General features: G+C 62.8%; 25 protein-coding genes. 12 read left to right on the forward strand and 13 right to left on the reverse strand.

Translation table 11 applies throughout. The features are described 5' to 3' along the window. Nucleotides 1-180: 180 nt before the first annotated feature. The gene (locus tag HAD_RS04425) at nucleotides 181-840 is read right to left on the reverse strand and encodes a LolA family protein (protein WP_035569646.1); all 660 of its coding nucleotides are present in this window, start codon (nucleotides 838-840) and stop codon (nucleotides 181-183) included. A gap of 230 nt (nucleotides 841-1,070) precedes the next feature. Here HAD_RS04425 and trxA point away from each other — a divergent pair, with 230 nt between their 5' ends. The 4 genes from trxA to HAD_RS04445 are packed head-to-tail and all read left to right on the forward strand — an operon-like array spanning nucleotide 1,071 to nucleotide 3,217. Continuing rightward, nucleotides 1,071-1,958 (forward strand): thioredoxin, encoded by an 888-nt coding sequence (gene trxA, locus HAD_RS04430; RefSeq protein ID WP_035569647.1) that lies wholly within the window; start codon nucleotides 1,071-1,073, stop codon nucleotides 1,956-1,958. A gap of 59 nt (nucleotides 1,959-2,017) precedes the next feature. Beyond that, nucleotides 2,018-2,668 (forward strand): LON peptidase substrate-binding domain-containing protein, encoded by a 651-nt coding sequence (locus tag HAD_RS04435; protein ID WP_084331763.1) that lies wholly within the window; start codon nucleotides 2,018-2,020, stop codon nucleotides 2,666-2,668. A 7-nt stretch (nucleotides 2,669-2,675) separates the two neighbouring features. Beyond that, entirely contained in the window at nucleotides 2,676-2,900 is a 225-nt protein-coding gene (locus HAD_RS04440; protein ID WP_199285842.1) for a Trm112 family protein, read from the forward strand. Beyond that, complete coding sequence (locus HAD_RS04445) at nucleotides 2,897-3,217, forward strand: gamma-butyrobetaine hydroxylase-like domain-containing protein (protein ID WP_035569649.1); 321 nt, start codon at nucleotides 2,897-2,899, stop codon at nucleotides 3,215-3,217. The genes HAD_RS04440 and HAD_RS04445 overlap by 4 nt, the downstream gene beginning before the upstream one ends. Here HAD_RS04445 and HAD_RS04450 read toward each other — a convergent pair. After that, the gene (locus tag HAD_RS04450; protein WP_051595918.1) at nucleotides 3,207-4,457 is read right to left on the reverse strand and encodes an FAD-dependent monooxygenase; all 1,251 of its coding nucleotides are present in this window, start codon (nucleotides 4,455-4,457) and stop codon (nucleotides 3,207-3,209) included. The genes HAD_RS04445 and HAD_RS04450 overlap by 11 nt on opposite strands. Before the next feature lie 212 nt (nucleotides 4,458-4,669). Here HAD_RS04450 and HAD_RS04455 point away from each other — a divergent pair, with 212 nt between their 5' ends. Then, complete coding sequence (locus HAD_RS04455; RefSeq protein ID WP_035569650.1) at nucleotides 4,670-6,058, forward strand: ammonium transporter family protein; 1,389 nt, start codon at nucleotides 4,670-4,672, stop codon at nucleotides 6,056-6,058. 74 nt (nucleotides 6,059-6,132) lie between these two features. Here the strand turns inward: HAD_RS04455 and HAD_RS04460 are convergent, their stop codons facing one another. Next, complete coding sequence (locus tag HAD_RS04460) at nucleotides 6,133-6,534, reverse strand: hypothetical protein (RefSeq protein WP_035569651.1); 402 nt, start codon at nucleotides 6,532-6,534, stop codon at nucleotides 6,133-6,135. 225 nt (nucleotides 6,535-6,759) lie between these two features. Here HAD_RS04460 and HAD_RS04465 point away from each other — a divergent pair, with 225 nt between their 5' ends. Beyond that, nucleotides 6,760-9,327, forward strand: coding sequence for a DNA translocase FtsK (locus HAD_RS04465; RefSeq protein ID WP_241765298.1), 2,568 nt, complete (start codon nucleotides 6,760-6,762; stop codon nucleotides 9,325-9,327). A 79-nt stretch (nucleotides 9,328-9,406) separates the two neighbouring features. Here the strand turns inward: HAD_RS04465 and HAD_RS04470 are convergent, their stop codons facing one another. The 3 genes from HAD_RS04470 to HAD_RS04480 all read right to left on the reverse strand — a co-directional run bounded on the left by HAD_RS04470 (nucleotide 9,407) and on the right by HAD_RS04480 (nucleotide 12,663). After that, complete coding sequence (locus tag HAD_RS04470; RefSeq protein ID WP_051595919.1) at nucleotides 9,407-11,077, reverse strand: trehalase family glycosidase; 1,671 nt, start codon at nucleotides 11,075-11,077, stop codon at nucleotides 9,407-9,409. Beyond that, on the reverse strand, nucleotides 11,040-12,056 hold the full coding sequence (locus HAD_RS04475; protein ID WP_035569652.1) for an aldo/keto reductase: 1,017 nt from the start codon (nucleotides 12,054-12,056) through the stop codon (nucleotides 11,040-11,042). The genes HAD_RS04470 and HAD_RS04475 overlap by 38 nt, the downstream gene beginning before the upstream one ends. A gap of 94 nt (nucleotides 12,057-12,150) precedes the next feature. Then, on the reverse strand, nucleotides 12,151-12,663 hold the full coding sequence (locus HAD_RS04480) for a prolyl-tRNA synthetase associated domain-containing protein (RefSeq protein ID WP_035569653.1): 513 nt from the start codon (nucleotides 12,661-12,663) through the stop codon (nucleotides 12,151-12,153). A 51-nt stretch (nucleotides 12,664-12,714) separates the two neighbouring features. Here HAD_RS04480 and HAD_RS04485 point away from each other — a divergent pair, with 51 nt between their 5' ends. Beyond that, nucleotides 12,715-13,452: a DUF6065 family protein gene (locus tag HAD_RS04485; protein WP_035569654.1), complete on the forward strand. Its 738-nt coding sequence runs from the start codon at nucleotides 12,715-12,717 to the stop codon at nucleotides 13,450-13,452. Next, nucleotides 13,449-13,937: a GNAT family N-acetyltransferase gene (locus HAD_RS04490; RefSeq protein WP_035569655.1), complete on the forward strand. Its 489-nt coding sequence runs from the start codon at nucleotides 13,449-13,451 to the stop codon at nucleotides 13,935-13,937. The genes HAD_RS04485 and HAD_RS04490 overlap by 4 nt, the downstream gene beginning before the upstream one ends. Before the next feature lie 4 nt (nucleotides 13,938-13,941). Here the strand turns inward: HAD_RS04490 and hisE are convergent, their stop codons facing one another. Then, on the reverse strand, nucleotides 13,942-14,289 hold the full coding sequence (hisE, locus tag HAD_RS04495) for a phosphoribosyl-ATP diphosphatase (protein ID WP_084331764.1): 348 nt from the start codon (nucleotides 14,287-14,289) through the stop codon (nucleotides 13,942-13,944). Nucleotides 14,290-14,386: 97 nt separating this feature from the next. Here hisE and HAD_RS04500 point away from each other — a divergent pair, with 97 nt between their 5' ends. Beyond that, the gene (locus tag HAD_RS04500) at nucleotides 14,387-15,199 is read left to right on the forward strand and encodes a crotonase/enoyl-CoA hydratase family protein (protein WP_035569657.1); all 813 of its coding nucleotides are present in this window, start codon (nucleotides 14,387-14,389) and stop codon (nucleotides 15,197-15,199) included. A 13-nt stretch (nucleotides 15,200-15,212) separates the two neighbouring features. Here the strand turns inward: HAD_RS04500 and hisF are convergent, their stop codons facing one another. Both hisF and HAD_RS04510 read right to left on the reverse strand, forming a co-directional pair. After that, a complete protein-coding gene (gene hisF, locus HAD_RS04505; protein ID WP_035569658.1) occupies nucleotides 15,213-15,986 on the reverse strand; it encodes an imidazole glycerol phosphate synthase subunit HisF in 774 nt (257 codons plus the stop codon). Between the two features lie 137 nt (nucleotides 15,987-16,123). After that, nucleotides 16,124-16,393 carry a hypothetical protein gene (locus HAD_RS04510; RefSeq protein ID WP_035569660.1) on the reverse strand — a complete coding sequence of 90 codons (270 nt, stop codon included), beginning with the start codon at nucleotides 16,391-16,393 and terminating at the stop codon, nucleotides 16,124-16,126. A 243-nt stretch (nucleotides 16,394-16,636) separates the two neighbouring features. Here HAD_RS04510 and HAD_RS04515 point away from each other — a divergent pair, with 243 nt between their 5' ends. Further along, nucleotides 16,637-17,335, forward strand: a complete 699-nt coding sequence (locus HAD_RS04515; RefSeq protein WP_035569662.1) for a M24 family metallopeptidase — start codon at nucleotides 16,637-16,639, stop codon at nucleotides 17,333-17,335. 13 nt (nucleotides 17,336-17,348) lie between these two features. On the opposite strand, the gene HAD_RS04520 is transcribed toward HAD_RS04515, so the two are convergent. The 3 genes from HAD_RS04520 to hisH all read right to left on the reverse strand — a co-directional run bounded on the left by HAD_RS04520 (nucleotide 17,349) and on the right by hisH (nucleotide 19,866). Then, the gene (locus HAD_RS04520) at nucleotides 17,349-18,389 is read right to left on the reverse strand and encodes a hypothetical protein (RefSeq protein ID WP_051595920.1); all 1,041 of its coding nucleotides are present in this window, start codon (nucleotides 18,387-18,389) and stop codon (nucleotides 17,349-17,351) included. A 93-nt stretch (nucleotides 18,390-18,482) separates the two neighbouring features. After that, nucleotides 18,483-19,217 (reverse strand): 1-(5-phosphoribosyl)-5-[(5-phosphoribosylamino)methylideneamino]imidazole-4-carboxamide isomerase, encoded by a 735-nt coding sequence (hisA, locus tag HAD_RS04525; protein WP_035569663.1) that lies wholly within the window; start codon nucleotides 19,215-19,217, stop codon nucleotides 18,483-18,485. Nucleotides 19,218-19,224: 7 nt separating this feature from the next. Continuing rightward, complete coding sequence (gene hisH / locus HAD_RS04530; RefSeq protein WP_035569665.1) at nucleotides 19,225-19,866, reverse strand: imidazole glycerol phosphate synthase subunit HisH; 642 nt, start codon at nucleotides 19,864-19,866, stop codon at nucleotides 19,225-19,227. 121 nt (nucleotides 19,867-19,987) lie between these two features. Here hisH and HAD_RS04535 point away from each other — a divergent pair, with 121 nt between their 5' ends. Together HAD_RS04535 and HAD_RS04540 are read left to right on the forward strand one after the other, a co-directional pair. Next, nucleotides 19,988-20,305: an AraC family ligand binding domain-containing protein gene (locus tag HAD_RS04535; protein ID WP_035569666.1), complete on the forward strand. Its 318-nt coding sequence runs from the start codon at nucleotides 19,988-19,990 to the stop codon at nucleotides 20,303-20,305. Nucleotides 20,306-20,394: 89 nt separating this feature from the next. Then, nucleotides 20,395-21,831 (forward strand): amidohydrolase, encoded by a 1,437-nt coding sequence (locus HAD_RS04540; RefSeq protein WP_035569667.1) that lies wholly within the window; start codon nucleotides 20,395-20,397, stop codon nucleotides 21,829-21,831. Between the two features lie 17 nt (nucleotides 21,832-21,848). On the opposite strand, the gene ftsH is transcribed toward HAD_RS04540, so the two are convergent. Then, the gene (gene ftsH, locus HAD_RS04545; protein WP_035569669.1) at nucleotides 21,849-23,681 is read right to left on the reverse strand and encodes an ATP-dependent zinc metalloprotease FtsH; all 1,833 of its coding nucleotides are present in this window, start codon (nucleotides 23,679-23,681) and stop codon (nucleotides 21,849-21,851) included. Nucleotides 23,682-23,702 lie beyond the last annotated feature (21 nt).

The raw sequence follows: 23,702 nt of genomic DNA on the forward strand, positions 1-23,702 counted from the left end.
CAGCGGGGGGGTCGGGTGCTGCGCGGGGTATGCCGTGTGTCGACAGTTGCAAAGATGTCACTACGGGCAAAAATTTCAAGTAAAATATGTGTTAAGTACTTGGGTGCCTGCCGGTAAGGAACACCCCGCAAGACGGGTCTTGCGGGGTGCCGGGAGCGGGAATCTGTTGCAACTGTTACACTATTCGTCGTCGAAGTCCTTGACGATGAAGAGGCGCGGATTGAGCTTTTTCCCGGTTTTGACATCGTGCAATCCGACCTGGGTGAGGTTGCCGGCGCTATCCAGTGTGCGCCAGCCGGTCAGGTCGTGCTCCGGGCCGCTGAACAGCAGGGTAAGCGTGCCGTCCATTTCGCCATCCGGGTCGCGCAGGGTGACCTCGACCTTTTCGCCTTGTTTGCTGACATCGACGATCTCGGCTTCGGTGTTGAAATCCAGATTGTCGTCCAGCAGCAGGGCCAGAGGCGTGGAGCCGAGCGGCACGCGGTCTGTCGTCTCCAGTTCGGAGTCCTGCATCGCAACCGTTGTGCCGTTGGCGACGATCAGAAGCGGGGAGGGGGCATCATAGTCGAACCGCACCTTGCCGGGGCGGGAGAGCGCAAAGCTTCCGCTGGTTGTCGTGTAATCCGGGGAAATCTGGTCGAAGCGGCCAGAGGCCGTCTTCACCTTTTCCATGGACGCGGCGATTTCGTTCAGCAGGGCGGTGCGCTGCGCGGCGGTCATGCCGGCCGGCGTGGCGGTGATTTTTGTGGGGGCCGCTTCGGGGGTTCCCTGACGCGCCAGCGCGAGGGGCGCGGCGGCGAGGGCGGCAGCGGCAACCAGGGCAGCGAGTTTGGTCTTCATCGAACGGGTCTCCTTTTCGTGACCTTGCGCTTACACTTAGTCGCCTGAACCCTGCCTAAACAGGGCGGGATCAAGGTCATTCGGCCGCTTTTCGTTGGCTGCCATTCAGCTTCCCGGCCCGCGCAGCGCAAGACCTGACCGCAGATGAACACGCAGGTGTGTCGGCGGCCCGGCTTGCGAAACGCGGCCCGAACGCCCATCTTTCCGCCAGATTTTGAAGGAAGACCGCCATGGCCGATGCCGCCGCCCTGCATACCAAAGACACCACCGACCAGGAGTTCATGACCGATGTGGTCGAGGCGTCGAACACCCAACCCGTCATTGTCGATTTCTGGGCGCCCTGGTGTGGCCCCTGCCGCCAGCTTGGCCCGGTGATCGAGAAAGTGGTCGAAAGCCATAAGGGCGCGGTCAAACTGGTGAAGATCAATATCGACGAGAACCCGGCCTATGCAGGCCAGCTCGGTGTGCGGTCCATTCCGGCCGTCTATGCCTTCGACAAGGGCCGCCCGGTCGATGCTTTCATGGGCGCGCTGCCGGAAGGCCAGGTGCGCGGTTTCATCGACAAGCTGGTGACCGGAACCGATTCGGCGCAGGAAATCGCCGATGCGCTCGCGCAGGCCGAAGCCGCCAGCCAGGCTGGCGATGTCGCCACGGCCGCTCAGATCTATGCTGCTGTGGTCCAGCACGATCCGGAGAATGTCGCCGCAATTGCCGGGCTTGCACGCTGCTATCTTGCCAATGGCGACAAGGAACGCGCCAGCGCGACGCTGGACATGGTTCCGGAAGACCAGAAGCACGACTCCGCCATCAAAGGGGTGCGGATGGCCATCGACATGATGGAAGATGCCCCGGCTGCGGATGAATTTGATGAATTGCTGAACGCTGTCATGGCCGCGCCGGACGATCACGCCAAGCGGTTCGAACTGGCCGAGAAATATGCGGCCGCCCAGCGGTATGGCGATGCGGTGGATCACCTGCTGATCATTCTCGGGTCAAAGATGGACTGGGAAGAGGGCAAGGCGAAGGAAAAGCTGCTGCAGATCTTCGAAGCCGCCGGCCCGACAGACCCGGTGACGGTGGAAGGCCGCCAGCGTCTTGCATCACTGATGTTTGCCTGAGGCCGCCGCCTCCCGCATAATGCCATGATGCGAGGGGGCGACGCCGCTCCGGAGGCAGCATGAGCAGCATGACCTATCATTCGGTGGATCAGTTGCCGGACACGCTGACAGTGTTTCCGCTGCCCGGGGTTGTGCTGTTTCCCCACTGGCACCTGCCGCTGAACATATTTGAGCCGCGCTACCTGAACATGGTGGATGACGCCATGGCCGGGAACCGGCTGATCGGCATGATCCAGAGTGTCGGTGGCGACCGTCTCAAGCCGGACCTGATCGGCGTCGGGTGCGCCGGGCGGATCACGTCCTATTCGGAAACGGATGACGGGCGTTACCTCATCACGCTGGCCGGCATTGCCCGGTTCCGGGTTCTTGAGGAACTGGCGGTGATGACGCCTTACCGGCAGGTGCGCCCCAACTGGGCCCCGTATGCGAACGATCTGAGGCCTGATTCCCTGATTGGCCTGCCGTCCCGCGAGGACCTGGTCGATGCCCTGCGCAAATATGTCAGCAGCCACGACATGAAGGCGGACTGGGACGCGGTGAAGGTCGCCCCGATTGATGCGCTGGTCCAGGCGCTGGCCGCCGGCAGTCCATTTTCGGTGATGGAGAAACAGGCCCTGCTTGAAGCGCCAACCCTGAAAGACCGCGCCGACATGCTGATCACGATCCTGACAATGGATTCCGCTGGTCCGGATGACGGAACCCTGCAATAGGACGCCCATGACTGACGACACTTCCAGCCCGCGACGCGCCCATTCCGGCGTCGACCCGCGCCTTCTCGAAATCCTGATCTGCCCGCAGACACGCCAGCCGCTGCGCTATAATGCCGAAGCGGACGAACTGGTCTCGCCCAAGGCGCGGCTTGCCTACCCAATCCGGGGCGGCATTCCGATCATGCTGGTGGAAGAGGCCCGTGACCTCGATGCGGAAGAGGGCGGAGCATGAGCAGCATGGCCTGGCCGGTCAAACTGGCTTTCCGCAAATCCGACGCCGTGTTGTATGCCGAATTTGACGACGGCAAGTCCGGCACCGTCAGCTACAAGCGATTGAGAGAACAGTCGCCTTCAGCGGCCGTGCGTGGCCATGGCGGCGGTCCGCCCCCGCCGCAGGCGCCCGTGCCGGACGATATCAGCGTGCTGCGCGCCGACCCGGTCGGCCGCTACGCCCTGCGCATCGTCTTCTCGGACGGACACGACAGCGGGCTCTATAACTGGGACCTGATCCGGAAGCTGACCGTCGGCGACGAAGCCGTTATTGCATAAGACTCGGCAGGTGCGACTGGTCGGCACTGGCCTGGCGGGCCATGGCCCGGCGCAGCGGACCGATCTTGTTGGCGGCCGTCATGGCAAGGCCCCGCAGCGGTTTCAGCACGGCATTGTCGTTTGAGAAGGCCCGGTCGATCACATCCATGAACAACGCGACGCTCGTCATGTCGAAGCGGCGCCATTGCTGGTAACGCTCCAGGGCAGGGGCTGCGCCATGATCGAGGCCGACCTCGCGGGACTCCACCATGATGTCGATCAGGGCGGCGACATCCTTGAAGCCGAGATTCAGCCCTTGTCCGGCCAGCGGGTTGATCCGGTGGGCGGCATCGCCCAGCAGCGCCACGCGCGGCCCGGTCATTGCCTGGGCCAGGCGCATTTTCAGAGGATAGGAAATCACGGGCCCGTCGATGGTCATGCGGCCGGCGAAATCGGCGAACCGGTCATTCAGCTCGGCCTCGATGTCTTCCACCGGCATTTCGGCCAGCGCCTCGGCGGCGCCGCGTTTCATGTACCAGGCGAGGTTCGCCTTGTTGTCGGGCATGGGCAGGGTCGCAAAGGGGCCTTCCGGCATGAACAGCTGGCGGGCGATGCCTTCATGCGGCCGGTCCAGTTTCACATTCGCGGCAAAGACCGATTTGCCATAATCATGATCTTCCGTCCCGATGCCGAGCGCCGTGCGAACCGAGGAATTCACCCCGTCACAGGCCGCCACCAGGCGCGTCCGGATCCGGGTGCCGTCTTCCAGCAATACCGTCGCCGGACCGGGCCCGTCCTCCAGGGCCTGAAAACGGGCGCCATTAAGGATAATGAGGCCCTGATCAGTGCCTGCAATCTGACCAGCAACCTCGTCGAGGGCCTTCTGGAGGGCCGCTGACGGGACCATTTGTCCTAGGGGTTGGCCATCATCATCCTGTGGAAGATCCTCATTTCCGAAGATTACCCCCGGTGCCCCGAAGACATGGCTGCCCCCGTCGACGGCCTCGAGGCCATTCAGCGGCTCGGTGACACCTTCGAGCAGGGGATGAACCCCGGTCGCCCCCAGCATTCGCCAGCTGCCGCGGACAATGGCGAATGTACGCGTATCCGTAGCAGGCGTTGCAGATGGGTCGCGCGCATCAACAAGGATGGTGGAGAAGCCGCGCTGGACGGCCAGAATGGCCAGTGAAGTGCCAACCGGTCCGGCCCCGACAATAACGAGGTCTACGGGTTCGTTGGACGCAGGGGAGGGTTTCAACATGATGACTAGCTACGCCCGTCCCAACGCCTCGTCTAGCGGTGGTGACGAATTGGTCGATTAGCCGCAACGCTGCACAAAAATTGACCACGAGCCTTCAGAATACCCCTCTGAGCGGAGGCGCCAAGCGACTTTCATGGGCACCCGAAATCATATCGGGAGTGGGAGAGCGCGGGGGGTCCCGAGCTCCGAAACCTGCGACATGGAGGGGCCGAATGGGCCAGTTACTAAAAAGAATGACGCGCGGGGTGGCCTTGTTGCCAGTCTTTGCGATCTCGGGGGCGCTCGCATACGCACAGGACGCAGATCTGGAAGCGCGGCTGTCGGCGCTGGAAGAGTCGGTCAGTGCCAGTGCGAGTTCCTATGTTGATAACTCCTACCTGTTCCTGATCGGCGGTATCATTGTCATGCTGATGGCAGCCGGCTTCCTTTGCCTGGAAGTTGGTCTGGTGCGTTCCAAGAACGCTGCCATGCAGTCCATGAAGAACGTGCTGCTGTACTCGATCGCCGGCCTGATGTTCTGGGTCGTCGGCTACAACATGGCCTATCCGGGCGAAAGCATCATGGGTCTTGTCGGCACGACGCCGGGCCCGTGGGCACCTCCGCCACTTGACCAATCTCACGGCGACTACGCTGCATCCTCCGACTGGTTCTTCCAGATGGTGTTCGTTGCAACCGCCGCGTCGATTGTCTCCGGTACCGTGGCTGAGCGCGTGAAACTGTGGGGCTTCCTTGCCTTCACGGCCGTCCTGACGGCTTTCATCTACCCGATCGTTGTGTCCTGGGAGTGGGGCGGCGGCTACCTCGACTCCGAATGGGCCTTCTCCGACTTCGCCGGTTCGACGCTGGTGCACTCGGTTGGCGGCTGGGCGGCTCTGATGGGCGCGATCATCATCGGCCCGCGGACCGGCAAGTATTTCGGCAAGCAAATCCACCCGATGCCGGGGTCCAACATCCCGCTCGCCGGTCTTGGCACGTTCCTCCTCTGGTTCGGCTGGTTCGGCTTCAACGGCGCATCGGAACTTGCTGCTGGCGGCATCCAGAGCATCAATGATGTGGCGGCAATCTTCGCCAACACCAACATGGCGGCTGTCGGCGGCGTGCTGGCTGCAACCGTGACGACGGCAGTCCTGTACAAGGGCAAGGTCGACGCAACGATGGTCTTCAACGGTGCAATCGGCGGTCTCGTGTCCATCACGGCCGAGCCGCTGGCTCCGAGCATGGGCGCTTCGGTCCTGATCGGCGCTGTCGGTGGTGTCCTCGTCGTGGTCAGCGTTCCGCTGCTCGACAAGTTCAAGATCGACGATGTCGTCGGCGCCATCCCGGCTCACCTGGTCTGCGGTATCTGGGGCACGCTCATCGTGGCGGCGTCCTATGGCAACCACGTCATGCCGGTGGAAATCGAAGGTGAGCTCCAGACGAGCTACTTCGGTCAGCTTGTCGGTGTCCTGCTGACGGGCGTGTTCGTGTCGGTCGCTTCCGTTATCGTCTGGATGGCCCTCAAGGTCACGATCGGCATCCGGGCGACCGAGGAAGAGGAAATGGCCGGTATGGACGTTTCCGAAGTTGGGATCGAAGCCTATCCGGACTTCACCAACGCCTAAGGTTGCGGCTCTCCGAAACGAAGACCCCCGGCAGTCTCTGCCGGGGGTTTTTCTTTGGGGGAAGGGAAGGGGACTTATTCTTCGGGCGAGTTGAGATCGCCGTCTTCCACCGCCTCCGTCTCACTTTCATAATAAGGGCCGCCGACAGCGACCTCTGCCGGGCCTTCGTCCGGGACAATGACTTCCTCGCGCTCTGCGGTGAAGACAAGTTCCTCCTCCGGTTCCGGCGTGTCGGCAACGACAACCGGCGCCTCACCGGTCATCTCGGCAATCTCGAAAGCGTTCTGTTCCAGACGGGCGCGTTGCAGCTCATTCAGGTCCTGAACCGACATGCCTTCCTGGTCAGCCGGTACTTCGTCAAAAATAACCTGCTTGGAGGCGTTAACTGCAGAGGCATCTTCATTCATTTCCTGCGCATTTGCAGACATAACCGTTAACAGCGCAAACGCTGCTGGCGTGATCAGGGCGTGTCTCATTTCTTGGCTCCTTTTCGGGTTCCAGATTGTCCTGAATCAATCCGGCACCGGGCTGGATGTTCCGTGGTTACAGGAAATAAATGTACTGAGGGCGCCGGTGCTGCGGGACTCGGCGTGAGGTGACGCCCGGCCGCGGCCGACCCGTTTCAGACCAAAACCGGCCCGCTGAAATCGTTAATTCGCCGCTGAAAAAGTCTTCAGCGCATTTGCCCAGAGTTAAGGTTGATGGGTCAGATTGGCCTCTCCACCGACAACACGGAGCCGTCCCCCTTCATGACCGACTATGCTTATGATGACGACGCAACCCATTTCAGCGTTAGCGATCCAGTCTGGCGCATCCTCACGGGTGCTGCCGCCTTTGCGATCGGCGTGTTCATCTGCGGCAGTGTCGGCTCCTATGTCGCGACGGATCCTTCCTGGAATGCGGCGACCGATTCGGATGTGCAGAACCTGTTCGGCCGGTCCGGCGCGGTCTTTGCCGATCTCGCCCGCCAGACCCTTGGCTGGTCGGCCTGGACAGCCGGTCTCGCCCTGATGATCGGCGGAGCGATGCGCACCGTGCTGATCGGCGCGCCGCGCATGCACCGCTGGGTGAAAGGCTTCCTGTTCGTGCCGTTCTCGGCAGCTTTCTTCGCCGCCTGGCCGGTACCGCAGTCCTGGCCGCTGAGCGCCGGGCTGGGCGGTGTGGTCGGCGACGGCATGTTCCACTTTGCCGCCATGCCGTTCCGCGCGCTGATGCTGCCATCCCCGGAAAGCTGGGCAGCCTTCTTCCTTGGCACGCTGGCGCTGTGGGCCGGCCTGTCTGCACTTGGCTTCCGACGGGGGGATGCGCGCCTGCTGAAGCATGCGGCGGCCTCGTCCGGCGCCCGCGCAGCCCGCAAAGCCAGCGGCGTTGGCGGCATCCTGCTGGCCGTTGCCCGTGCCTTCGCACCGAAGCGCAAGGCCGAACTGGAAGACGAGACGATTGATCCGCGTGACGACCGCGCCCGCGTCGTGATGTCCGATGACGACGAAACGCCGGGCTTCCTGAGCAAGCGCGGCAAGAACGTCATCGAGATCGAGGATGACGAGGATTACGACGACGAAGAGGAATATCTCGACGACGCCGAAGACGATTACGACGATTATGAAGACGAGATCGAGAACGACGCAGACGACTATGATGACGAGGATGAAGAGCAGGAGCGCAAGCCGCTCTTCACCCTGCCGAAACCGAAGCCCAAGCCGAAAGCTGCGGCGCCCCGCGTCTCGAAACCGACGGAACGCCGCCGCAAGGCCGGCCGCCTGCCGACGATCGACCTGCTGGAGCAGACCGTTGAGCGCGCCGATTCGATCGATGAAGATGCATTGCTCGCGAAAGCCGCCAAGCTGTCGGATGTCCTGAAGGAATTCGGCGTTCGCGGCCGCGTGAAGGAAGTGCGGCCCGGTCCGGTGATCACCCTGTTCGAAATGGAACCGGCGCCTGGCGTGAAATCTTCCCGCGTCATCTCGCTGGCCGACGATATTGCCCGCTCGATGAGTGCCAAGTCTGCGCGTGTCGCTGTTGTGCCGGGCAAGAATGCCATCGGTATCGAACTGCCGAACGAAGACCGCGATACGGTTTACCTCCGCACGCTGCTCCAGTCGGATGCCTATACCGGCTCGCGTGCCAGCCTGCCGATGGCGCTGGGCGAAGACATCGGCGGCGTGCCGACCGTGGTGGACCTCGCCAAGATGCCTCACCTGCTGATTGCCGGTACCACGGGCTCCGGTAAGTCGGTTGGTGTGAACGCGATGATCCTGTCGCTGATCTATCGCCACACACCGGAACAGTGCCGCTTCATCATGATCGACCCGAAAATGCTGGAACTCTCGATCTATGAGGGCATCCCGCACCTTCTGGCGCCGGTCGTGACCGATCCGAAAAAGGCCGTGAACGCGCTGCAGTGGACGGTACGCGAAATGGAAAGCCGTTACGAGCTCATGTCCAAGGCGGGCGTGCGGAACCTGGCCGGCTTCAACGACAAGGCCACGAAATACCGCAATGCCGGGGAAGACCTTGTCCGCAAGGTTCAGACCGGCTTCGATGAGCGCGGCAAGCCGGTCTACGAGACCGAGATCCTGCCGACCGAGCACATTCCGAACATCGTGGTCGTGATCGACGAGATGGCCGACCTGATGCTGGTGGCCGGCAAGGAAGTGGAAGGCTGTGTCCAGCGCCTCGCCCAGATGGCCCGTGCGGCCGGCATCCACCTGATCACCGCGACGCAGCGTCCGTCCGTGGACGTTATCACCGGTACGATCAAGGCCAACTTCCCGACCCGTATCTCCTACATGGTGACCACGAAGATCGACTCCCGCACCATCCTCAACGAGCAGGGCGCCGAACAGCTGCTTGGCATGGGCGATCTGCTCTATCAGGCACCCGGCCAGAAATCGACGCGCCTGCACGGCCCGTTCGTGTCGGATGAAGATGTTGGCGCGGTCACCGACTGGCTGCGCGATCAGGGCGAGCCGGACTATGTGATGGATATTCTGGAAGCGCCGGATGACGGCTCCACCGGCTCGGCCGTGATGGATGCGATGCTCGGCACCTCCACGGGCGACGAGGAAGACGATCTCTTCTCCCAGGCGATTGCCATCGTGGTCCGCGACCAGCGCGCATCGACCTCCTATCTCCAGCGCCGCCTGAAGATTGGCTACAACAAGGCGGCTGGCGTGATCGACCGGCTGGAAGAAGAAGGCATCATTTCCGCGCCGAACCATGCCGGCAAGCGCGAAGTCCTGGCGAACGGACGTCCGTCTCCGGAATGACCGCCGCCTGAATCATCTCACCCGGTTAAGGTGGGCAGTAGGGGCAACCCCCGTTCGCAGTGAAACGCGAACGGGGGTTTCACTTTATGGCGACGCAGCTTTCCGGGTCTTCGGCCGGGTGGGTCTCCCCGTAGAAGGACAGGTCCGGATACGCCTCTATCAGGGCGATTGTGACGCCATTGGTCCAGCCGAATCCGTCCTGCGTCGGATATTCTCCGCCGCCACCCGGCCTGTGTTCCAGCATGTCGTATTTCTCGACCAGTTTCCCCGTCTCGCAATAAGAGCGGGCGACCGTGGCGAGCCAGCGCTGCGCGATGTCGTGGGCAAGGTCGTCGTAGCCGTATCTGCGGAGACCTTCGATGGCGATCCATTGCAGCGGCGCCCAGCCGTTCGGGGCATCCCATTGCTGGCCGGTGGTAAGCGGTGTGGTCAGCAGGCCGCCGGGGGCCAGCAATTCGTCATCCACCATATCGGCAGCGATTGCGGCCTGCTCCTCGGTCGCGACGCCGAAGAAAAGGGGGTAGAGGCTGGCAGCGGAAACGCGCGCTGTCGTCTTGCCGGTATCGAGATCGAAATCCATGAGCAGGTCCGACCGGCCCGGCAAGGCTTCCAGCATGTCAGACCTCCGCTCGCTGGCGCGCTGGCCATAGTCCATGGCGCAGGCGGCATCGGCGGCGCGGAGGCATCCTTCGGCAATCGCGTGTTCAAGCCCGTAGAGCAGGGCGTTCAGGTCGACCGGGACGATCCGCGTTGTCCGGATCGTTGACAGATCGTCCGGGTCCTCCAGCCAGCGTGATGAGAAATCCCAACCGCTTTCGGCCCCGGCGCGCAGGTCCCGGTACAGGTCCGCATCCGGCCGGTCTGCTTCGTCCGCCGTGGTGTGATCCTGAATGTAGGATTCGTCCCGCGGCACCGTCCGCCCACCCCAATACCGGCTAAGGACGATGTCATCCGAAAGGACAACGCGGTGTGGCCCGGTCGTCCAGTAGGCATGTTCTGCGCGCAGTTCCGGCAAATACCGGGCCCAGGCAGCCGCGGGATCGTCCGGTGACAGAAGGCTGATCATCATGAAAAAGAAGGGCGGTTGGGACCGGCTGAGATAATAGCTGCGATTGGCGTTGGGGATGTGGCCGGTTTCGCGGATCAGCGACGCGAAATTGTCGACCATGTCCTGCTTGATGTCATCATGTTCCGGCCCAAGGCCGAGCAGGGTGAAATAGGCGTCCCAGTAATAGACTTCCCGAAAGCGCCCACCCGGCACAATATAGGGATGCGGCAGCGGCAGAAGCGATCCGCGCGCCGTACCGGGATCGGCTGACCGGGTCAGGTGCGGCCAGAGCGCGTCGATATGTTCTGTCAGTGTCAGGTCGTCCGGCAGGTCAACGCTGCCGGCCGGTTCCGGCAAATCGAACCAGCGCCCGACAAATTCAGCGAGCGCTTCGTCCGTGTCCGGGGCATCCTCTGCGAAGGCGGCCAGGATCTCCGCATCCGGTGCACGCGGTTCGGCATCAACCCAGTCTTTCGGGTCCACCACGCCGCTCAGCGCCACACGCTGGAACAGGCCCGGATAGCGCAGCGAGGGCGGCGCGATCTGTTCCACAGCTGCCGGTTGGTCTCCGGCAGACGGCACGGCCACACAGGCGGTGGGTACGGCAAATGCCAGGGCGGCCGCAGCGAACCGGATCGCTGCGGCGCCTGGCAATTTGGGGCGGTCAGCCCATCGGATACTGGATTTCTTTGGTGACGGCATTGCAGGCTTTCATCACATCGTCAGCGAGGGTCAGATCGGCCGCAGCAAAGATATCGTCCAGCTGGTCGAATTTCGACACGCCGACAATGGTGGACGCAACAAAGTCATGCTGTTTCGACCAGGCTGTCGCGAGTGTCACGACGTTGATGCCGGCCTCTTTCGCGATGTCCATGAAACGGGCCGTGGAGGCGAGGGACTTCTCATTGACGAACCGCTGCGCCATGGCCGCCTGGCGTCCGCCGATTTCCAGATACCGCGAGAAGCGCGCCCCTTCAGGCCGGGCGCCGTCCTGGTACTTGCCGGACAGCACGCCGCCGCCGATCGGGGAGTAGGGGATGAGGCTCACATCTTCCTTGCGGCAGACTTTCGAGAGCGCATCCTCGAAACGGCGATTGTTCAGGCTGAAATTGTTCTGGATCGTCTCATAGCGGACGGTGCCGAGGCGGCTGGATGCTTCGAGGCTTTTCATCAGGCCCCAGGCGTCTTCATTGGAGCAGCCGACAATGCGCACTTTTCCGGCCCGGACCAGATCGTCCAGCGTTTCCATCGTTTCGTCATAGGCCGTGCCATGGTCCGGCCAGTGAGTCTGGTAAAGGTCCACATAGTCCGTTCCGAGACGGGTGAGGCTGTCTTCGATGGCCTTGGTGATGTTGTGGCGGTCCAGCGCGGTCATGCCGGCGCGCTGGCTGCCCTTGATCCAGCCATGGGACGGGCCGCACACCTTGGTCGCGAGGATGATGGAGTCGCGGTCCTTGGTCTTCAGCCACTTGCCGACGATTTCCTCCGTTCGCCCGGCCCATTTGGTATCCGGCGGCACGGGATAGTTCTCGGCCGTGTCGTAGAAATTGATCCCGGCATCGAAACTTGCGTCGAGAATACGCAGGGATTCGGCCTCGTCGGTCTGGGAGCCGAACGTCATCGTGCCCATGCAGATGTCGGATACATAAATGGCGCTTCGGCCGAGTCGGCGGTGTTGCATATTGGCGTTCTCCCTGTCTTGTTGCGGCGACACTAGCGGCCAGAAGCCGCATGACCAGAGGCGAGCGCGAACAAATTCGTGAAGCGCGGGCCGCTCACTCCGCCCCGGTCAGCAGCTGGGTGAAGTCGATCACCTCAAATCCATGCCCTGTGGTGCGGACGAATTTTTCGAAATCCGCCCGCGAGACGGCCGTGGTGCCGGTATTGGTCAACGGGTGGAAGTTCACCGGATCATGTTCCATCAGGGCCGCATCGACCAGGAAGCGCACGCGTCCGTCTGTGTCGTTCATCAGCGCGAATGCAGTGACAGAGCCCGGCGTGACGCCAAGAATTTCCTCCATCAGCTCCGGCGGCCCGAAGGACAGGCGCTTCGTGCCGATCAGCCGGTGCAGCTTGTTCAGCTTCAGCTGTGAGTGCGCTTCGGCGGCAATCAGGATGATGGCGCCGTCCTTGTCCTTCAGGAACAGGTTCTTGGTGTGCCCGCCCGGCATGCCGGCCTTGAGGTCCCGGCCTTCCTCAACGGTGAACACAGGCTCATGCCAGTGCGTCGTGTGCGCGATGCCCAGCGTGTCGAGATAAGCGAACAGGTCTTCGGGGGTTGCCGTCATGGGGCCCTTTGGGCCAAGACTTGTGGCCTCCGTCAAGCGGTGAGCCTCCCCATGTTTCTTGATTGCTACAAAATCTATGATGTCGCGCCGGATCTGGTGCCCGCCCGGTCAAATCGTGACTGGATGGACGCCTTTACCGACCGCCATCCCTATCGCTGCCTGCCGCTGACCATGGCGAACTCCACGGGCTGGGAATTGCTGGCGCCGATGGACATCAAGATCGAATGGAATGGCGGCCCGCGCAATGAGGATATCCGCCTGCTGACCCGCGGGGACCCGCGCGCCATCGACAGCTTTGCCGGGGCGCATTTCGCCCGCGGGATCGTTACGTTCCATACCGGCCACCTGTTCCGCACCCCGCCCGGCTGGGGCGTCTGGGTCACCGGCCCGCCAAACTGGCCGAAGGATGGCATCTATCCGCTGACGGGCCTGGTTGAGACCGACTGGCTTCCATTCCCCTTCACCATGAACTGGCAAATGACCCGCAAGGGCAGCGTGGTCTTCGAAAAGGGCGAGCCCTTCGCCTTCATCACGCTGATGGAACACAAGAAGCTGGAAGAGATACAGCCGGAACGCAAAGCCCTGCGCTCGAACGCGGAGCTGGTGAAGGAATATACCGCCTGGACCGAAAGCCGGGCGGACTTCAACAAACGCCTCGGCGAGGGCGAGGAAAACGCCATGAAAGCGCGTTGGCAGCGCCACTACATGCGCGGAGAAAAGCCGACCGGCGACAAGGCTGACAGCCACCAGACCAAGCGCCGCCTGAAGCCGCCGAAAGAGATTTCATGACCACAATCCGGGCCTATGTGCCCTCAGACCTGCCGGCCCTGCACGCGATCAACGAGCAGGGGGTGCCGGGCGTCAGCCGCGAAACGGCCGAAAGCCTTGGCAAATGGGTATCCCTGTCCGAATGCCTTGTCGCCGTCGATGACACCGGCCGCCCGATAGGTTTCCTGAATCTCGTCCCGCCCGGCACCGCCGCCTATACCAGCGACAATCTCCGCTGGTTCGAGGCGCGGGAAGGCAATGCGAACTATGTCGACCGGATCGCGATTGATGCATCGGCGCGGGGCCAGCGCATCGGCGAAGCGCTGTACGAGGCCGCTTTTGCGGCATGCGCCGGGCGCTATGATTCCATTGGATGTGAAGTGAACCGCGTGCCGCCCAATCCGGGCTCACTGCGCTTCCACAAACGGCTTGGTTTCGTCGAGGTCGGTGCCCAGGCTTTCGTGCCCGGGAAGAAGGAAGTGATCTACCTGGAGCGCGCGCTTTAAGGGATCAGTCCTTGCGGCTCGCCTTTTCCGCAATCCCGCTGGTGCCCTGGCGCTTCTCAAGCGCGGCGGCCACATCATCGAGGCTGACGCCTCGCACGCGCAGGGCGACGAGGGCATGGTAGAGCATGTCGGCGGCTTCGCTGGCGACGCGGTCATCGCTCTCTTCCCGCAGGGCCTGGATGAATTCACCGGCCTCTTCCTCGGCTTTGTCGGCGCAGGCGCCGACCCCTTTCGACAGAAGTTTCGCCGTCCAGGACGAACTCGCATCGCCGGTTTCGGCACGTGTATCGATGGTCATGCCCAGATGGGCGAGGGCTTCGGCGAGGCGGTCGGCAGATCCGAGAATAGACATGGCGTCTCCATACCCTCCTTCCGCGAGGGGAGGAAGCCTGCCAGCTTGACGCGGGCGCGGGGGGCGTCACTTTTATCCCAAACAAGGAGGATTCCTGATGAGCGACCGGGTGACGATCACGCATCTTGAGGACGGCATTGCAGATGTCCGCATGGTGCGCACCGACAAGATGAATGCGCTGGACACCGCCCAGTTCCAGGCGCTGGCCGATACGATCGAAGAGCTGCATGGCACCAAGGGCCTGCGCTGCGTCGTGCTGTCGGGGGAGGGGCGCGCCTTCTGCGCCGGGCTGGACCTGTCCAGCATGTCCGGCAATTCGTCAGGCGACGGCGAGAAAAAAGGTGGGGCAACGGGGGACCTTGCCACACGGGCATTCGGCGACGCGAACCTCGCCCAGCACGTCGCCTGGGGATGGCGGAAGCTGGAAGTCCCCGTGATTGCTGCAGCTCACGGCGTGGCGTTTGGCGGCGGGTTCCAGATCCTGTCCGGCGCGGATGTGCGCTTTATCCACCCGGATACGCGCTGCGCAATCATGGAAATGAAATGGGGCCTGGTGCCTGACATGGCCGGTTTCCCGCTGTGGCGCGGCAATGCGCGGGACGATGTGATCCGCGAGCTGACCTATACGAACCGGGAGTTCAACGGCCGCGAAGCCCACGCCATGGGCTTTGCCACGCATGTTTCGGACACGCCGCATGAAGACGCGCTGGCGCTGGCACGGATCATCGCCAACAAGCACCCGGCGGCCATGCGCGGGGCCAAGACGCTGTGCAATGCGATGGCGGACCTGTCCGACGCTGACCTGCTGATGCTGGAAAGCACCGAACAGCTGAAAGTGATCCGCACGCCGAACCAGATGGAAGCGGTGATGGCGGAGATGCAGAAACGCAAGCCGGTCTTCGCGGAATAGGCCCCAAAAGGGTCTAGAACGGACGGACAGGGGCCCCCGCGGCGTGCAGCGCCCGGCGGGCATCTGCGACCGTTGCTTCGCCGAAATGGAAGATCGAGGCGGCCAGCACCGCGGTCGCCCCGCCATCCAGCACGGCGGCCGGCATGTCGTCCACGCTGCCCGCGCCGCCGCTGGCCACAACCGGAATGTTTACAACAGATGTGATCGCCTGCAGCAGCGGGATGTCATAGCCGGACTTGGTGCCGTCCTTGTCCATGCTGGTCAGCAGGATTTCGCCTGCGCCCTTGCTCTCGGCGAGTTTCGCGAACTCGACCGCGTCGATGCCGGTGGCGGTTCGCCCGCCATGGGTGAAGATCTCCCAGTGTCCTTCACCGGGTCCGCCGACCCGCCGGGCATCAATGGCGACGACGACAGCCTGGCGCCCGGCCTTCGCGGCGCAGCGGGCGACGACATCCGGGTCTGCGACGGCAGCGGAATTGATCGCCACCTTGTCGGCGCCGGCCCGCAGGAGGGCCACCAGATCCTCGGCGCTGCGTACGCCGCCGCCGACGGTCAGCGGCATGAAGCACTGTTCCGCGGTGGCCGAGACGATGTCCAGCAGCGTGCCGCGGCCCTCATGGCTGGCCGTGATGTCGAGGAAGCAGAGCTCGTCGGCGCCCTGCGCGTCATAGGCTTTCGCCAGCGCCACGGGGTCACCCGCGTCTTGCAGGTCCACGAAGTTGACGCCCTTGACGGTGCGCCCGTCTTTGACGTCGAGGCAGGGGATGATGCGGGTCTTCAGGGTCATGGGCACGGCTTTAGACGGGAAAGCCCGCGCGGCAAAGCCTGCGCTGTGACGCGGGCCCGCGCCAGCCACAAAAAAACGCGCAGGCGGCACCTGCGCGTTCTTGTTGGTCGGGTCTGCTTCTGCAGTGCCTTCGGGGCTCAGCCGCCGTTCGCGAGGGGGTCTGCGGTCTGGAGGCCGCGGCGTTGGATCGAGTTGGTGGAATCGCGGCCGGCATTCTTGTGCTGGGCCCATTGGGCTTCCGTCATGCAGATCTTGCCCGGATAAATCTTGCCGGGAATCGGCACGCGCTCGCACACCAGCGGCTCGCCATTTGCGGCAACCTTGGGATCACCGCGTTCCTCGCGGGGAACTTGTGTGCAGGCTGCCAGAGAAGCCGCAAGGGCAAGCGTCAGAAGAGGTAGTTTCATAGGTAATGTCTCCAGAATTTCGGCCGGACCTAGCATAATCTTCCAGAAGAGTCTGCCAGTTCTTGGGCTCTTTTATAGAGGTTCAGGGCATCTCCACAATCACAATTACAGCTGCCGGTTGCACGCCCGGCCATCCGGCCGCCCGCCGCCGGAGGCACCCTCACGAACACCCTCAATACACCTTCTATAGACCGTCTATACCGCCCGGTTTGACAGGCGGGCTGAGGCGGTTAGGCCTTGGGCATGACACATCAGACCGAAGACGACGCCGCCCGCTGGGCAAGAATGGTAGACGCGGAGGAGCGCGCCTTCGCCCTGCTGGACGCGATCGAGGCGGCGGGCATCATGAAGCCGGGCCGCACCGAAGGGGAGGTGGACCGCGACATCGAAGCCATCGCCGCAGACCAGTTCGGCATCGCGCGCAACTGGCACCAGCGCCTGGTGCGCGCCGGGCCGAACACGACCTGCATCTTCTCTGACCGGCCGGACGAAGTGACCATCGGGCCGGAAGACACGGTCTATGTCGACATGGGCCCCGTCTTCGAACAGGCCGAGGCCGATGTCGGCCGCACCTATGCCATGGGGCAGGACCCGGCCCGCCATGCGCTGGTCGCCGCGCTGCCCGAAGTGTTCGAGGAGATGCGCGCCTTTGCGCTGTCCAAGCCCGATGTGACGGGGGCGGAGGTTTATGACTTTGCCTGCCGCGCGGCAGAGGCGCGGGGCTATCATTTCGGCGGCAAGATCGCCGGGCACACCGTGGGCGAGTTCCCGCACGCCACCTGGCCGCTGGAGCCGGCCCACCAGCGCCTCTGGCCGGACAATCCGGAGCCGCTCAGCAAGCCCGACCATCTCGGCCGCCCCCGCTACTGGATCCTGGAAGCCCACCTCGTGGAACCGGGCCGCCAATGGGGCGGGTTTTATGAGCGGTTGCTCAGGGGGTAGTTGGTTCGTCGGTTTAACCGTCTGCAGGGTTTGATGATCCTAGAACACGAGGGAGCAACTGTAGCATAGCTGCACCCTGGGTCGGCGAACCACCTGCTGATCGGGAAAATCCGGAATCGCGTCCTGTGAATATGCATTCGGAAGCCTGCATAAGAACTATGTCTTGCTTGCCCTCGACCGAGGCAGCATCCACCAAAGCTTTGAATGTGACCAGTGCATTTTGGCGATGTCGGTTCACGACTTCGTTGTGCTTATGCGCAACGAAATTCCGAACACAGACGACAAGCATGTATCCCACTGCGCCGAAAAGGATCGCTTTACTAATCGAAAGCTGCACAGTCTCATACAAATTTGTCGGCGCGAGAAAATCCCATTTATGAACAAAAATTGATACGATCGCCAACAGCCCAAGTCCGATGGCGGTCAGGACAGTGTACATGCCCCACCTGTCAGCGGCCTTCTTGTGTTTGTCGGCCTCGGCTTGGAAGTGGATGGCCTGTTGAGAAACACCTTGCTCCGCAGCCACATCACGAATCGTTTGCAGCGTGGATTCAGCTTCAGACCCCTGAGCTCGAACTTCTTTGACAACGTCTTCCGCGGCTCGTTTTGCTTCTTGAACAGCGGCCCTTGCATCAGTTTCTAGCGCTGAGAAATCAGTGCTGCGCGCGGTAAGATAGGAGATCAGAGGGAAGAGTTTCGAGAATAGCGGCTGATACTGACCAATTATATTGTCCACTATCTGATCGCGGCGAACCGTATTATCTGTTGGGTTTTCCGGATCAAATTCGTGAATTGACTCCAGCAAGTTGGTGAAGGAATCAGCAGCCTGCTGGATAATTTGGAGTTCTTTTTCCGGTAATTCTTCCAGATGACTGGTCGGAATTAAACGGAATATTCCAACGATTTGCTTCGCTGGAAGGACAGCACGTTCAAATGAAAATGTTTGGCCCAATTCTTCCCGTCGCGTGATGCTGGACAGGTCATATTCCAGAACATCTGAAAGAGCGCGCTTCGTTTTATCGAGCTGAGAGAGTTCTTGATCGTCGTCTGACATCGATAGTGCACCTCAATTTCGGAGCACTACGACTGATTCTACTTATGCGAGTCAAACAAATACTGTTGCAGATACAAGGTTGCTGTGTGGAATTCAGGATAGAATGTTTGAAATTTGTAGCGCCTCACTCGGCACAATATCCCCGTCATAAAGTGCCCGTCCAAGGATAGACCCGGCGATCGGCGCATCTGCGGCCATCAGGGCACGGATGTCGTCGGTGCTGGCGACGCCGCCGCTGGCGATGACGGGGATGGAGACGGTGTTGGCGAGCTCTGCCGTGAACGGAACGTTGACGCCGGTCTTCAGGCCGTCACGGCCGATGTCGGTGGCGACGATGGCGGCGACGCCGCACCCCTCAAAAGCCTTGGCGAGTTCGGTGGCCTTCATGTCGCTGGTCTCGGCCCAGCCTTCGACCGCGACCATGCCATTCTTCGCATCGATGCCGACCACGACCTGGCCGGGCAGGGCGCGGGCGGCGGCTTTCACCAGTTCCGGATCCCTGAGCGCAACCGTGCCGAGGATGACGCGGGAGATGCCGGCCTCCAGCCAGGCGTCGATCTGTGCCCGCGTGCGGATGCCGCCGCCGAGCTGTACCGGCGCATCGGTCGCCTTCAGGATCGCCTCGACCGCCGCGCGGTTCACGGCCTTGCCCTCAAAGGCGCCGTTCAGGTCAACCACATGAAGATGGGTGAAGCCCGCCTCGCGGAAGGCCTTGGCCTGCGCCGCCGGGCTGTCGGAGAAGACGGTCGCCTGGTCCATCTCGCCGCGCAGCAGGCGTACGCACTGGCCGTCTTTCAGGTCGATGGCGGGGTAGAGGGTAAAGGTCATCTGGTACTCAGGGCGCCCATTGCAGGAAGTTTGAGAGGATCTTGAGCCCGGTGGCCTGGCTCTTCTCCGGGTGGAACTGCGTGCCGAACATGTTGCGCCGGGCGACCGCGGCGACGATCGGGTGGCCATAATCGGTCGTTGCGGCGATGTCGGCCGGGTTGTCCGGCTTCATCGCATAGGAATGGGTGAAATAGACGTGCGGATCGTCGCCCAAATCTGCCAGCACGGGGTGGGGGCGGGGGATCTCCAGCCCGTTCCAGCCCATGTGCGGAATGCGGAAGCCTTCGCCCGGCGCGATGATGTCGACCGTGCCCTTGATCCAGCCGAGGCCGGCCGTGTAGCCGTCCTCCAGCCCCGCCGTCGCCATCAGCTGCATGCCGACGCAGATGCCGAAGAAAGGCTTGGCCTCCTTCAGCACCGCCTCGTTCAGGGCGTCGACCACGCCGTCCCGGGCACGCAGGCCCGCGGCGCAGTCAGCGAAATGGCCTACGCCGGGCAGCACGATACGGGTGGATTCGAGGATGACGTCCGGGGAATCGGTCACGACAATCTCGTGGCTTGTCCCCGCCAGCGCCGCCGCCTCCCGCAGGGCCCGTTCGGCCGAGTGGAGGTTACCGGAGCCGTAATCAATCAGCGCGACCTGTGTCATGCGCGCGTGTTAGCCGGGCGGCGGGCATAGGAAAAGACATTTCCTGTCACCGGCATGGTTCTTCCTTGTGGGAAAGCAGGCTAGGTTGCCGCCCGTCCAGCCGTAGTGAACAGGGTTATTCATGCCGGAAATCATACAGGATGCGCAGACCTTCCGGGCCGACAAGGCCTGGGGCGCGCGCGAGATCGCCCGGATCGACGGGGCGAGCGTGCGCCTGCACTGGACCGACCAGCCCTATAAATGGCACGTCAATGACGGCGCGGAGGTGTTCGTCGTGATGCAGGGCGTCGTCGACATGCACTACCGGGAAAACGGCGCAGAAAAGATCGTGCAGCTCGGCGCAGGCGACATGTTCGTCGCCGGGGTGGGGGACGAACACGTCGCGCATCCCATCGGAGAGGCACGTGTGCTCGTGATTGAGCGCGAAGGGTCTGTGTGACACCGCGGCAGCCCGGTTTTCCTTGTGCGGCCCGGCGAGCTGTCCCAATGTCCGCGCCAGATTCGAGACCTTTTTACGGAGTATGCCTCATGCGCCCCATTCTGCCTCTCCTCTCCACCGCCCTGCTTGCGGCCTGCATCACCGGCCCGGCCTGGCCCGACAGCCGCGATGCAAACCTGATCGAGCAGGTGGAAGAAAAGGCGGACCTGTCGAACAGCCTGTCTGACCAGATCTGGGAATGGGCCGAAGTTGGCTATCAGGAGGAAAAATCCTCCGGCCTGCTGCAGCAGACCCTGAAGGTCGAAGGCTTTGACGTGGAGGCAGGCGTCGCCGGCATCCCGACCGCCTTCGTGGCGGAATATGGCACCGGCGGCCCGGTGATCGCCATCCTCGCCGAGTTCGACGCGCTGCCGGGCATCAACCAGACCGCCAGCCCGGACCGGGAAGAGCGCGACGGCATGGGCGCGGGCCACGCCTGCGGGCACAACCTCTTCGCGGCAGGCTCCACCACGGCGGCCATCGCGATCAAGGACTGGCTGGAAGAGACCGGCACGCCGGGGACGATCCGCCTGTACGGCACGCCAGCGGAAGAGGGCGGCAGCGGCAAGGTCTACATGGTCCGCGCGGGCCTGTTCAACGATGTCGACATCGCGCTGCACTGGCATGCGGGGGACCGCAACTCCGCCGCTGCACGCACGACGCTGGCCAACCGCTCGGCCAAGTTCCGCTTCCACGGCCTCTCGGCCCATGCGGCCGGCGCACCGGAGAAAGGCCGCTCGGCGCTCGACGGCGTCGAAGCCTTTGACATGATGGTCAACATGATGCGCGAGCATGTGCCGCAGGACGCCCGCATCCATTACGTCATCACCTCCGGCGGCTCCGCCCCGAATGTGGTGCCGGACTTTGCCGAAGTCTTCTACTATGTCCGCCATCCGACCGCGGACGGCGTGGAAGCGATCTGGACGCGCCTGGAAGACGCCGCGCGCGGCGCAGCCCTCGGCACAGGCACGACGGTCGACTGGGAAGTCATCCACGGCAACAACCCGCTGCTGGTAAACGAGACGCTGGCGAAAATGATGGATTCGAAGCTGCGCGAAGTTGGCGGGGTCACGTATAATGAAGAAGAGAAGGCCTTCGCCGAAACCATCTACGCCACGCTGACGACGCCGACCCTGCCGATCGGTTCGGAATCGGAGATCCAGCCCTTTGAGGTCTCGCTCGGTTACGGTTCCACCGATGTGGGCGATGTGTCCTATGCCGTGCCGACCGTTGGCCTGAACACGGCGACCTGGGTGCCGGGCACGCCGGCTCACTCCTGGCAGGCCGTCGCGGCATCCGGCACATCCATCGGGCACAAGGGCACGCAGGTGGCGTCCAAGACGTTGACGCTGGCCGCGATCGAACTGTTCACGAACCCGGATCTGCGCGCGGAAGCCCGCAAGGAGTTTGATGAAAAGCGCGGACCGGATTATCAGTACCGCTCGCTTCTCGGCGACCGCGACCCGCCGCTCGATTACCGCAAATAAGAACCCGGAGGGCGACCTCACTCGGCTGCGCGCATGCCGGGTGGGGTTGCCCGCTTCAGGGCTTTTGAGATCTCGGCGATTTCATCTTCGTCCAGCGTTTCTTTGACGAGCAGGTCCTGCGCGCACTTTTCGAGCAGGCTGCGATTGTCCGTGAGGATGGCCGTGGTGCGCTGGAAAGCGTCCCTGATGATGTCTGACACTGCCGTGTCCAGACGTTCGGCCGTCGCCTCGCTGATGGACGTTGACCTGACCGGCTGGTTGTCGAGGAAATAGGGGCGGTCTTCCTGGAAGACCAGATGGCCCAGTTTTTCATCCATGCCGAACCGCTCGACCATGCTGCGCGCAATTTCGGTGGCCTTGGTGAGATCATCCGCGGCGCCGGTCGAGACTTCATCGAACACCAGTTTCTCGGCTGCGCGGCCGCCCAGAAGCACGCAGATCTTGTTGACCAGTTCTTCCCGGGTCATCAGGTAGCGGTCTTCGGTGGGCCGCTGGATCGTGTATCCGAGCGCCCCGACGCCGCGCGGAATGATCGAGACTTTGTGCACCCGGTCCGTGCCCGGCAGGGCGAGGGCCGTGATCGCATGCCCCATTTCGTGATGGGCCACGATCCGGCGTTCTTTTTCGTTGAGCAGGCGGTTGCGCTTCTCAAGCCCGGCCACGATCCGTTCGATGGCAGCGGAGAAATCCTCCATGCCGACCGTGCCGGCCCGGCGGCGGGTCGCCAGGATGGCCGCTTCGTTGACGAGGTTGGCGAGGTCTGCGCCGGTAAACCCCGTCGTCATCGCCGCAACCGGTTCCAGATCGACATCCGGTCCCAGCTGGATCTTGCGAGTGTGGACTTTCAGGATCGCCACACGGCCCTTCTTGTCAGGCTTGTCGACGAGGACCTGCCGGTCGAACCGGCCCGCCCGCAGGAGCGCGGGATCAAGAATTTCCGGCCGGTTGGTTGCCGCAAGCAGGACGATTCCCGAAGACGGGTCGAAGCCATCAAGCTCGGCGAGGAGCTGGTTCAGGGTTTGCTCGCGTTCGTCATTGCCGTTCATCTGCCCGAGGCTGCGCGCGCGCCCGAGGGCATCGAGTTCGTCGACGAAGATGATGGCGGGCGCCATCTTGCGGGCCTGGGTGAACAGGTCCCGTACCCGGGCGGCGCCGACCCCGACAAAGATTTCGACGAATTGGGATCCGCTGATGGAAAAGAAGGGGACTCCGGCCTGACCGGCGACGGCGCGGGCCAGAAGCGTCTTGCCGGTGCCCGGCGGGCCGACCAGCAGGACGCCTTTCGGAACATGGGCGCCAAGCCGTTCATATTCGCCGGGGTTCTTCAGGAAATCGATGATTTCCATGAGTTCGAGTTTTGCTTCATCAACGCCAGCGACGTCATCGAACGTGACCCCGGTCTCTTCTTCGGCGAAGATTTTTGCGCCGCTCTTGCCGAGGGAAATCGCGCCGGCGCCGCCGCCAGCGCCGATCGAGCGCCGGAACAGGAAGAAATAGAGCCCGAGGAACAGGATGAGCGGCGCGAGCATGGAGAACAGCGCCCCCAGAACCGGGTTCGGCGGAATGTTCTCGATCTCGATGTTCATGCCTTCGAGGCGGTCGGCCAGAGCCGGATCGACGAGGGTGGTCCGGAACCGGTCGTTGCCGTCAACAGGCTGGCGGAATGTGCCGGTCAGCGCCGACCCCGAAATTGTCACCTTCTCGACCTGGCCTTCGCGGGCAAGCTTTTCGAATTCGCTGTAGGACAGTCTCGACTGGTCGGCCGGGCCGGGAAGCAGGGCCTGCATCAGGAAAAAGAGCGCAATGAGCGTCATGAACGGCCAGAGCTGGAAATCGTCGTCTTTCTTCATTCCGGTCCCTGACCTGCCTGG

The organism is Hyphomonas adhaerens MHS-3 (assembly GCF_000685235.1).
GTDB lineage: Bacteria > Pseudomonadota > Alphaproteobacteria > Caulobacterales > Hyphomonadaceae > Hyphomonas > Hyphomonas adhaerens.